Genomic DNA, 7,476 nt, shown 5'->3' with positions numbered 1-7,476 from the left:
ATCTACTCCTGTGGGCACCCCACCACAAGAGCTAACGAAGTACTACTAGGACCTGCCTACAATAGATCAATGGCCAGTGAAGAAATTCTGACACTCCTCCGAGAATTCATTCGCGAACGGGATTGGGCTCAGTTCCATACGCCGGCGAACCTCGCCAAGAGCATCAGCATCGAGGCAGCCGAACTTCTTGAGTGCTTCCAGTGGAATGATTCCGCTGACCCCGTGGAGGTTAGGCACGAACTGGCAGACGTCCTCACCTATGCCTATATGTTGGCGGATCTTCTGGGCGAGCGTCCAGACGAGATCGTGAGAGAGAAACTCAGCATTACCGCGGATAAGTACCCCGTGGACAAAGCACACGGACGATCGGATAAATATGACCGGCTTTAGGATCGAAGAATACGACTTCAACCCCGGCGCAGTGAAGGCACTGCCACGGGAGGAGAAACTGAGCAACTGGCCGGTTGTCTACGTGCTCAACACTCCACCCGTCGGGAAGAAGAGTCGCGGCAGTATCTATTTCGGTGAGACCCTGAACTTCAGCTCCCGGATGCGTCAGCATCTGGACAACGACGAAAAGCGGCAGCGGCTGAGTACAATCCGGGTGATCCTGGACAACACCTTCAACAAATCAGCATGCCTAGACCTAGAGTCGCATCTGATTCGTTATGCCGCAGGTGACGGCACCAACGATGTGCTCAACCGGAACACCGGGGTAGGCAATTACGAGTACTACAACCGGGAAAAATACACCCGCATCTTCGACGAGATCTTCAACGAACTACTCATGACCGGGGTCTTCAGTCGGAGTATCCCCGAGATCGTCAATTCCGAGCTTTTCAAACTCTCCCCCTTCAAGGTACTCAATGAGGACCAAGCCATCGCGGTGATGGACATTATGGAAGGGCTGATCGAGGACCTGGCCGAAGAGACCCAACAGGGCAACCTCGTTGTCGTCGAAGGTGATCCCGGCACCGGCAAGACAGTCATCGCTGTGTACCTGATGAAGCTGATCTCCGACATCGCCGTCCACCGCGACCGTTACGAGGCCGGCGCCGACACGATGTTCTCGGAGTTCTTCGTCGAGGACACAGTGCGACTTTTCGACGGTCTGCGGATCGGCATGGTCGTGCCCCAGCAGTCCCTACGCAAGTCCCTGAAGAACGTCTTCGACAAGACTCCCGGTCTGGATTCATCGATGGTGATGACGCCGCACGAAATCGCGGAGAACACAGAGGACTTTGACATCCTCATCGTGGATGAGGCCCATCGCCTCAACCAGTTCTCCTCCCAACCTTCTGCCGCTGCCAACCGTCGGTTCCAGGACATCAATGCCGCCCTCTTCGACGGTGAACGGCCCCAGGCCTCCCAGCTCGACTGGTTGCGTGCCAAGGCGAGAAATCTGATTCTGCTGCTCGACCTCAAACAGTCGGTCCGTCCTCAGGATCTGCCTCAAGAGGAGTATCTGGAGCTGCTGGCGGACGTACCGAAGGACCGTCGCTACCGACTCCACACCCAGATGCGGAGCATGGGTGGTAATGACTACATCTCCTACGTCTACGACATCTTCTCCCATGTTCCCCCGACAGAGCGACTGAGCTTCGGTGACTACGAGGTGGGGCTGGTTGACTCTCCCCGCAAGTTGGTCGAGCTGGTCCATGCTCGGGAAGCCGAGCACGGGTTGTCGCGCATTGTCGCTGGTTATGCCTGGCCCTGGAAGTCCAAGAAGGACAAGGCGGCGATGGACATCGATCTCGGCGAGGGGATACAGCTGCAGTGGAACAAGGCGGTCGTTGACTGGGTGAACTCTCCCACCGCCATGGAAGAGGCAGGTTCCATCCATACGATCCAAGGCTACGACCTCAACTATGCGGGCGTGGTCATCGGTGCGGACCTCCGCTATGATCCGGTCAAGAAAGAGCTGTTCATCGACCGTGCCAGCTACCACGACTCCTTCGGCAAGCAGAACATCACTGTACGGAAACGGAAAACAACTGATGAACTTCTCACGTCGCTGATTACCAACATCTATGCGGTGCTGATGACGCGGGGGATCCGTGGCACCTTTATCCATGTGGTGGATCCGGAACTTCGGAAGTACCTCAACAGGTATTTCGAGGTCATCGGTTAACGGGGCCACGGATAGCGGCCTCCTCCTGGCGCAGACAAACGCGGCCCCCAGGATCTTCTCCCGGGGGCCGCATCAGTGCTTCTGAGGCACAGGTCGCTTAGGCGACGGTGTGGACGATCATCACATCGCAGTCCGACTGGCGTGCAACATCAGCCGGGACGGAGCCAAGGAGGCGGCCAGTCAGGGAGTTGATGCCGCGGTTGCCCACGACGAGAAGATCAGCGTTGGCCTCGTTCACGATCGACATGAGAGCCTCGACCGGGGTACCCGGGCGGACGACCTTCTCCACCTTGGTGGCGCCGGCCTCACGTGCGGCGGCCTCGCCGGCAGCAAGGTTCTTCTCGGCGGTCTCGTCACCGAGGATGGTCACGGAATCCTGGCGGAGGGTCTTGGACGCCTCGTCCTTGTTCTCGTAGTAGGCGCAGCCGATGATGAGGGTCGCGTCGAAGGCGGCGGCGATCTTTGCAGCGCGCTCAACGGCCAGCAGGGAAGACTTGGAGCCGTCCGTGCCGACGACGATCTTCTGGTAGTTGCTCATGGGACCTGTCGGGACCTTTCCTCAGGGATGATGGTTCGCCCTAGTTTAACAACGTTTGCGGACTAGGACTCGTGGTCGTCGGTATTGACGATCAATACGTTGACCGGGGAGTTACGTACTACCTCGGTCGGGATGTTGCCGAATACGCGTCCCGTCAGGGTGTTCACGCCCTTATTACCCACCACCAGCAGGTCAATGCCGCTTTCCTGGACCTCACGGGTGAGGGCGTCAGCGGGGGCACCCGCGACCTTGCGCAGCTCGATGGAGGCGGCACCCTCCTTCTGGGCGACGATCATGGCGTCGCGCAGGTGCTGGTCCGCGGCCTCCTCCTCGCTGACGGCAACGGAGGAGAGATCCGGGTGCGGGGCGTTGAGCAGCGAACCGGAGGCAGCGTGCCACGCGGAGATGATGACGAGCTTGGCGTCATAGAGACGGGCCAGGCTGGCTGCCGCGCGGACGGCGGCCTGGGAGGATTCGGAACCGTCGGTTCCCACTGCAATGGCGGAATAAGTGATCATATCTTCATCCTATATGCCCGCATCCTTGATGCCGCGCAGTTCCTTGCGCAGTTCAGCGATCTCGTCACGCAGCCGTCCCGCCAACTCAAATTTGAGCTCCCGGGCGGCGGCACCCATCTGGGCGGTGAGGTCGTCGATAAGCTTCTGCAGCTGTTCGGCCGGCATGTCAGAGGTGTCCGGCCGATCGACCATGGCGGCCTCTCCCCCGCTGCGCTCCTCGCCTGCGGTCTCGTAGACCTGGTCGAGGATGTCGGCGATCTTCTTGCGCAGCGGCTGCGGATCGATGCCGTGCTCGGTGTTGTAGGCGACCTGCTTCTCGCGGCGGCGTTCGGTCTCCTCGATGGCCTGGGCCATGGAATCGGTGATCTTGTCGGCGTACATGATCACCTCGCCGGAGACGTTTCGGGCGGCGCGACCGATGGTCTGGATCAGCGAGGTCGTCGACCGGAGGAAGCCCTCCTTGTCCGCGTCGAGGATCGCCACGAGCGAGACCTCAGGCAGGTCGAGGCCCTCACGCAGCAGGTTGATGCCCACGAGGACGTCGTACTCCCCCAGGCGCAGCTGGCGCAGCAGCTCCACGCGCTGGAGGGTGTCGATGTCCGAGTGCAGGTAACGCACCCGCACACCGTTCTCCAGCAGGTAGTCGGTGAGGTCCTCCGCCATCTTCTTGGTCAGGGTGGTGACCAGGACGCGCTCGTTCTTGTCGGTGCGCCCACGGATCTCGTGGATGAGGTCGTCGATCTGCCCCTGGGTGGGCCGGACACTGACGTGCGGGTCGACCAGGCCGGTCGGGCGGATGACCTGCTCGACGAACTCGCCGCCGGCCGCGGCCATCTCGTATTTGCCCGGGGTCGCCGAGAGGTAGACCGTCTGGCCGACGCGGTCCTCGAACTCCTCCCAGGTCAGCGGGCGGTTGTCCATGGCGGAGGGCAGGCGGAAGCCGAACTCCACGAGGTTGCGCTTGCGGGACATGTCGCCCTCGTACATGCCGCCGATCTGCGGCACGGTGACGTGCGACTCGTCGATGACGGTGAGGAAGTCCTCCGGGAAGTAATCGATGAGCGTGGCGGGCGACGTGCCCGCCGCGCGGCCATCAATATGCCGGGAGTAGTTCTCGATGCCCGAGCAGAAGCCGACCTGCTCGATCATCTCCAGGTCATATTCGGTGCGCATGCGCAGGCGCTGGGCCTCGAGCAGTTTGCCGCGGTTCTCCAGATCCGCCAGGCGCTCGGCAAGCTCCGCCTTGATGTCGGCGACGGCCTTCTCCATCCGCTCCGGACCGGCGACGTAATGGGTTGCCGGGAAGATACGGATCTCCTGGACCTGGCGCACCACATCACCGGTCAGCGGGTGGATGTAATAGAGCGCATCGATCTCATCACCGAAGAACTCCACCCGCACCGCCAGCTCCTCATAAGCCGGGATGATGTCCACGGTGTCGCCCTTGACGCGGAAGGTGCCACGGTTGAAGGCAATGTCATTGCGCTCGTACTGGATGTCCACCAGCAGGCGCAGGAAACGGTCACGCTCGACCTCCTCCCCCACCGCCAGGACCACGGAACGGTCCAGGTAGGACTGCGGGGTACCGAGGCCGTAGATGCAGGAGACGGAGGAGACCACGACGACGTCCCGGCGCGAGAGCAGCGCCGAGGTCGCCGAGTGCCGCAGCCGCTCCACGTCCTCGTTGATCGAGGAGTCCTTCTCGATGTAGGTGTCCGTCTGCGCGATATACGCCTCCGGCTGGTAGTAGTCGTAGTAGCTGACGAAGTACTCGACCGCGTTGTTGGGCAGCAGCTCACGCAGCTCATTGGCCAGCTGTGCGGCCAGCGTCTTGTTCGGGGCCATGACGAGCGTCGGGCGCTGCTGCTTCTCGATCAGCCACGCCGTCGTCGCCGACTTACCCGTACCCGTGGCACCCAGCAGCACCACGTCCTTCTCGCCGCGGCTGAGGCGTTCGTCGAGTTCCTTGATCGCCTGCGGCTGGTCACCCGAGGGCTGGAACTCGGAGATGACCTCGAACTTGCCGTCCGAACGCTCGATCTCGCCGACGGGTCGGTGCTCGGAATGGGACAGAACAGGTTGTTCAGCAGCAAAAGCCATGCTCTCAAGGATACGCCGGTTGGGGGTGGGGGTCGATGGAGCTGAAAAGCCCACGTCGCCTTGTTCTCAAGGCGACGATGGGCCGGATCCGCTCTGAGGAAGCTCAGGGCTCAATCGAACGGGGACGCCAGCTCGGGTCATCGGTGTACCACGTGTTGCCGCGTTTATCGCTGCACTTCCAGATCCCGTCCCTGCCGACGCACCCGACCACGTTGCTGAAATCTGCTGCGGTCACCGCCGGTGCTCCGCCCAGCGCCATCACAGATGCGAAGGCGACTGCCACTCCAGTTCTGATTGTCAACTTCATCGTGCTTCCTTTCGCCGTAAATCACCATGGAAGACGAAGCCTGTAAGCTGCGTCACATATTGAAGCTACGGGGTGGGAGGAGTTTGTCAATCACCCGAATGTGGGGAGCAGGGTATGCGGACCCGGCTCAACTTCCCAGCTCCGGCAGCGGCGGCCCCTCCAGCTCGCCCATGTGCTTGCGGGCCTCCCGCATGTAGTACAACCCCTCAACTGCCACGTCGCGCGCGAGTTTCGCCTGGCCGACGGTGCTCGCGGACCCGGCCTGGCTGAGGGCATTAGCATGCCGCTCAGAGGCCTGCCCCACCAGCTTCTTCACCTGCTCATCTGCCGGGGTGATGTGGAGGATCTCGTTGCTCAGTCGGGAGATCCAGCGGTCGGCGTCGGCGCGGGCGTCGAGAAGCTCATTCTGCCTGCTCTGCTCCGAGTCACGGCGGTGCCGGATCTGGGTGCGCAGGTTGAAGATGAACACCGAGATGATCAGCACGAACGTGATCACGAACATCAGCGGGAAAACGGTGAAGTAACCGGTCATGCCCGCCATCTTGCCACGGTGCCCGTCTCTCCTCCCCGGGTTGCCCGCGAGCTACGGCAGGGGCTGAATCTCGCTTTCGGTGACCCACTTGTGGTTGGTCATGGCCATCCCGTCGACGATGAGGTCAACCATGTAGACCGTCTCATCGGTGGAGTAGTCGATGGTGGCCTGGGCACCCTTCATGCCGGACATGTGCTCGGCGTCCAGGACGACCTCCGCTCCGTCGGGCAGCGGAGCCTGACCCGGGTCGAGGAGTTCCTCATGGACCACCCAGCGGTGGTCAGTGACCGGGGCGCCTCCGTTGGTGGGGGTGTAGCTGACCGAGTAGATCGTGGTGTCGAAGGCGCCGGAGATCGTGGCCTCGGCCCCTTCCATGCCGGGCATGTGGTCGGCAGTGAGGAGGACCGCGGTGCCCGCCGGGTACGTGGGGTCCGCGGCCTGTTCAATTCCCGCTGGCGGCGCCCCGCCGTCGGCCGGATGGTCGTGCGCGCCGTGATCTTCGTCAGCGGAGGTCGCCGCGGTGGTGACCGTGGTTTCGGTGGGGTCTGCATTATCTGCCTCCCCGCAGGCGCTCAGTGCCAGGGCGGAGGTCAGGGTGAGGGCAGTGAGGGCAATGACGCGTTTCATGTCGGATCCTTATGTCGGCGGAAATGGAAATCAGGTCAGGCGCAGGTCCGTGATGCAGGTGGCACCGTCGGCGGTGGTGGAAAAATCGGTGGTACCGGTGCGCCCCTGATGGGTGACCTCGATTGTGCCGGTGGCGTCGGCGGGCAGCCAGAAGCCGATGAAGCCGTTGTCGAAGGTAGTCGCCTCCTCCTCGACCAGCACCTGGCCGGTCGTCTCATCGGTGATGGTGACCTGGATGTCCTCGTTGCCGAGTTCGCCCAGGCAGGTGGTCAGGCTGTGGTAGAAGCAGTCATGGGTCTGGGTGGAGTAAGGGGCAATCGACACATAACTCAGGCCTTCGGGCAGCTGGAGAATCACTTCCTGCGCTTCGTCGGAGAGCACCAGCTCGTCGGGGCGCACCGATGCGATCAGGTCCGTGGGGCGCTCGGCGACCTGCTGCCGGTCGAGGTGGTCAATGATCTCCCTCGCCTCCCCCGCTACCAGGCCGTGAGCGTCCAGGAACTGCTCCTGGCTGACCGGTGTGGTGGCCGTGGGACTGGACTCGGTTGCCGAGCACCCGGCCAGGGTGAGGGCCAGGGCGGCGGCGATCGCTGCTCGTTTCACGTCAATCTCCTTGGGTCGGGACAGGACCATGCCGGGGCACCCGAACTGGCCATCGGCCCGAATCATACCCCAATGGGGTATAGGGTGGAGGATAGAAACACGGTTGAACGTCCCCGATTC

The 7,476-nt window shown here is 62.2% G+C and carries 9 protein-coding genes; 3 read left to right on the top strand and 6 right to left on the bottom strand.

Going from position 1 to position 7,476, the window contains the following annotated elements:
* Nucleotides 1–69: 69 nt before the first annotated feature.
* Nucleotides 70–390: a nucleotide pyrophosphohydrolase gene (locus NYP18_RS09905; RefSeq protein ID WP_259428036.1), complete on the top strand. Its 321-nt coding sequence runs from the start codon at nt 70–72 to the stop codon at nt 388–390.
* The gene (locus tag NYP18_RS09900) at nt 377–2,131 is read left to right on the top strand and encodes a DUF2075 domain-containing protein (RefSeq protein ID WP_259428028.1); all 1,755 of its coding nucleotides are present in this window, start codon (nt 377–379) and stop codon (nt 2,129–2,131) included. Before NYP18_RS09905 ends, NYP18_RS09900 begins: the two co-directional genes overlap by 14 nt.
* A 97-nt stretch (nt 2,132–2,228) precedes the next feature.
* On the opposite strand, the gene NYP18_RS09895 is transcribed toward NYP18_RS09900, so the two are convergent.
* The 3 genes from NYP18_RS09895 to uvrB all read right to left on the bottom strand — a co-directional run bounded on the left by NYP18_RS09895 (nt 2,229) and on the right by uvrB (nt 5,287).
* Nucleotides 2,229–2,669, bottom strand: a complete 441-nt coding sequence (locus NYP18_RS09895; protein ID WP_259428027.1) for a universal stress protein — start codon at nt 2,667–2,669, stop codon at nt 2,229–2,231.
* Nucleotides 2,670–2,731: 62 nt separating this feature from the next.
* The gene (locus NYP18_RS09890; RefSeq protein ID WP_259428026.1) at nt 2,732–3,187 is read right to left on the bottom strand and encodes a universal stress protein; all 456 of its coding nucleotides are present in this window, start codon (nt 3,185–3,187) and stop codon (nt 2,732–2,734) included.
* A 9-nt stretch (nt 3,188–3,196) separates the two neighbouring features.
* Nucleotides 3,197–5,287, bottom strand: a complete 2,091-nt coding sequence (gene uvrB / locus NYP18_RS09885; RefSeq protein WP_259428025.1) for an excinuclease ABC subunit UvrB — start codon at nt 5,285–5,287, stop codon at nt 3,197–3,199.
* A gap of 35 nt (nt 5,288–5,322) precedes the next feature.
* Here uvrB and NYP18_RS09880 point away from each other — a divergent pair, with 35 nt between their 5' ends.
* On the top strand, nt 5,323–5,640 hold the full coding sequence (locus NYP18_RS09880; RefSeq protein WP_259428024.1) for a hypothetical protein: 318 nt from the start codon (nt 5,323–5,325) through the stop codon (nt 5,638–5,640).
* An 81-nt stretch (nt 5,641–5,721) separates the two neighbouring features.
* Here NYP18_RS09880 and NYP18_RS09875 read toward each other — a convergent pair whose 3' ends face one another.
* From NYP18_RS09875 to NYP18_RS09865, 3 genes are read right to left on the bottom strand one after another with little or no spacing between them, the layout of a single operon-like run.
* Nucleotides 5,722–6,126 (bottom strand): hypothetical protein, encoded by a 405-nt coding sequence (locus NYP18_RS09875; RefSeq protein ID WP_156119459.1) that lies wholly within the window; start codon nt 6,124–6,126, stop codon nt 5,722–5,724.
* Nucleotides 6,127–6,177: 51 nt separating this feature from the next.
* Nucleotides 6,178–6,753: a YdhK family protein gene (locus tag NYP18_RS09870; RefSeq protein WP_259428023.1), complete on the bottom strand. Its 576-nt coding sequence runs from the start codon at nt 6,751–6,753 to the stop codon at nt 6,178–6,180.
* A gap of 30 nt (nt 6,754–6,783) precedes the next feature.
* Complete coding sequence (locus NYP18_RS09865; protein WP_259428022.1) at nt 6,784–7,356, bottom strand: CueP family metal-binding protein; 573 nt, start codon at nt 7,354–7,356, stop codon at nt 6,784–6,786.
* Nucleotides 7,357–7,476 lie beyond the last annotated feature (120 nt).

This window comes from Corynebacterium lemuris (assembly GCF_024919295.1).
Lineage (GTDB): Bacteria > Actinomycetota > Actinomycetes > Mycobacteriales > Mycobacteriaceae > Corynebacterium > Corynebacterium lemuris.
This window is presented reverse-complemented; position numbering and strand designations above follow the sequence as displayed.

Bases quoted from the DNA above. Each gene is read 5' to 3' on its own strand.
- NYP18_RS09890 (WP_259428026.1), bottom strand. From the start codon at position 3,187: ATGATCACTTATTCCGCCATTGCAGTGGGAACCGACGGTTCCGAATCC.
- NYP18_RS09870 (WP_259428023.1), bottom strand. From the start codon at position 6,753: ATGAAACGCGTCATTGCCCTCACTGCCCTCACCCTGACCTCCGCCCTG.
- NYP18_RS09900 (WP_259428028.1), top strand. From the start codon at position 377: ATGACCGGCTTTAGGATCGAAGAATACGACTTCAACCCCGGCGCAGTG.
- NYP18_RS09905 (WP_259428036.1), top strand. From the start codon at position 70: ATGGCCAGTGAAGAAATTCTGACACTCCTCCGAGAATTCATTCGCGAA.
- uvrB (WP_259428025.1), bottom strand. From the start codon at position 5,287: ATGGCTTTTGCTGCTGAACAACCTGTTCTGTCCCATTCCGAGCACCGA.
- NYP18_RS09880 (WP_259428024.1), top strand. From the start codon at position 5,323: ATGGAGCTGAAAAGCCCACGTCGCCTTGTTCTCAAGGCGACGATGGGC.
- NYP18_RS09895 (WP_259428027.1), bottom strand. From the start codon at position 2,669: ATGAGCAACTACCAGAAGATCGTCGTCGGCACGGACGGCTCCAAGTCT.
- NYP18_RS09875 (WP_156119459.1), bottom strand. From the start codon at position 6,126: ATGACCGGTTACTTCACCGTTTTCCCGCTGATGTTCGTGATCACGTTC.